The sequence below is a fragment of the Deinococcus sp. genome (assembly GCF_030523985.1).
Taxonomy (GTDB): domain Bacteria; phylum Deinococcota; class Deinococci; order Deinococcales; family Deinococcaceae; genus Deinococcus.
Map to the genome: position 1 here is coordinate 2,498 of NZ_JAUNHK010000166.1, position 1,144 is coordinate 3,641.

The 1,144-nt window shown below is 63.7% G+C and carries 2 protein-coding genes and 1 pseudogene; 1 reads left to right on the forward strand and 2 read right to left on the reverse strand.

Annotated elements, in window-relative coordinates:
• On the reverse strand, positions 1–305 hold a 305-nt coding region (locus tag Q4C89_RS14385; protein WP_303103313.1), incomplete at its 3' end, for an SDR family oxidoreductase.
• Positions 285–605 (reverse strand): annotated as a pseudogene (locus Q4C89_RS14390) (DUF309 domain-containing protein); the annotation flags it as partial. The pseudogene Q4C89_RS14390 and the gene Q4C89_RS14385, both read right to left, overlap by 21 nt.
• Positions 606–679: 74 nt before the next feature.
• Between Q4C89_RS14390 and trxA the strand changes: the two are divergent.
• Positions 680–1,009: a thioredoxin gene (gene trxA / locus Q4C89_RS14395; RefSeq protein ID WP_303103312.1), complete on the forward strand. Its 330-nt coding sequence runs from the start codon at positions 680–682 to the stop codon at positions 1,007–1,009.
• Positions 1,010–1,144: the final 135 nt, after the last annotated feature.

A 1,144-nucleotide genomic window follows, 5' to 3' on the forward strand; every position in this document is an offset into this window, starting at 1 on the left:
AACTCCCCGATGCCCGCATTGTTGATGAGCAGGTCTATCGTCAGGCCAAGGCGCTGACAGTGGGCCTCCACCTGGGCCGCAGCGTCTGGGGCGGTCAGGTCGAGAACCAGCACCCCGACCCAGACGCCCTGTTCGCGCAGTTCGGCAGCGAGGGCATTCAGCGGCTCGCTCTCCGGCGAGGTCAGCAGCAGGTCGGCTCCCATGGCCGCCAGTTGTCGGGCAAATTCTGTCCCCAGGCCGCCGCTCGCCCCGGTGATGAGGGCTGTCGGTCTGTGGCTTGCCGCCAGCGGCAACTGCGGGCGCATTCCCTCGGTCTCAAGGGCCTGCCAGACCTCGCCGCGCAGCCTTCGCAGGTTGACCCCGCCGTAGTGGTCGGGCAGGGTGTCCAGATATTTCTCGGCCTTGTAGAAGTTGCGGTGCGCGAGGCTGCCGTGGTGCCAACGTTTGTGCAGCGCCGCCGCCAGCAGAATCAGGGCTTGCACGAAGGCCCGCTGTTCTCCCTGAGCGGTGCGCCACACGTCTTCCCAGGCTTCGTGGGCTTCCCACCATTCCCCGGCATTGAACAGTTCTGCGCCGCGCCGCAACTCGGGGGCAAAGTCAGTCATGGCGGCAGCATACGCTTAAGGCCCCCTCAGCCTTTGCCCATGCCGCAGGTGGGGAAGGCGTATAGTATCGGGCTATGAAACCCGCCGAACTTACCGACAGCAACTTCAAGGACGAAACCGCCAGCGGCCTGACCTTGGTGGACTTCTGGGCACCCTGGTGTGGTCCCTGCCGCATCATCGCGCCTGTCATCGAGGAACTCGCCGGACAGTACGAAGGCCGCGTCAAGGTCGCCAAGGTCAACGTGGACGAAAACCCCGCCACCAGCGGCCAGTTCCGCGTCATGAGCATTCCCACCATGATTCTGTTCAAGGACGGTCAGCCGGTGGAAGGCATGGTCGGCGCTCAGCCCAAGCGTGCTTTTGAAGCCCTGCTGGACAAGCACCTCGGCGTCGCTGCCAACTGAAGCGAGCCTAAAACAGCAGAAGCGGAGGCGTGAGGCTTCCGCTTTTTTTGGTATCTGGACTTTCTGGCCGTTAAAGCTTTGGCTTCAGCTTTTGGCCCCAACCCCAAACCCCTATCCCCAGGGGGGACAGGGGCT

Coding starts and splice junctions, on each gene's coding strand:
- trxA (WP_303103312.1), top strand. CDS start 680: ATGAAACCCGCCGAACTTACCGACAGCAACTTCAAGGACGAAACCGCC.